At 41.1% G+C, this 428-nt stretch carries 1 protein-coding gene; it reads left to right on the top strand.

The window, feature by feature from the left end; all coding sequences use genetic code 11:
* Positions 1–24: 24 nt before the first annotated feature.
* Positions 25–428 (top strand): Ig-like domain-containing protein (locus tag H4J66_RS01020; RefSeq protein WP_310650608.1); only part of this gene is annotated, 404 nt, incomplete at its 3' end.

Genomic DNA, 428 nt, shown 5'->3' with positions numbered 1-428 from the left:
ACACTAACAATTTCAGTGACACCAGTGTCTGATCTAAGTGATGATAGTGAATCTGTTACAACAGCTGAAGATACAACAGCCACAGGCAATGTGTTAGATAATGCTGAAACAGCAGATGGTCCACTAACTGTCACCAGTTTTACTGTTGATGGTAATACTTATAATGCAGGTGACACGGTTACCCTTGCTGAGGGTGAACTCACTTTAAATGCAGATGGTAGTTACACCTTCACACCTAATGATAATTTCAACGGTGCTGTGCCTGTAATTACTTACATTGTTACTGACGGTGCAGGTGATACACAGAGTTCTACCCTAACCATTTCAGTGACACCGGTTTCAGATTTAAGTGATGATAGTGAAACGGTTACGATAGCTGAAGATACAATTGCTACAGGTAATGTGCTTGATAACGCAGCAACTGCAGA

This window comes from Colwellia sp. MB3u-55 (genome assembly GCF_014076785.1).
In the GTDB taxonomy this organism is placed as follows: Bacteria; Pseudomonadota; Gammaproteobacteria; order Enterobacterales; family Alteromonadaceae; genus Colwellia_A.
Note: the sequence above shows the minus strand (reverse complement) of the source record. Positions and strands in the feature narration are given on the sequence as shown.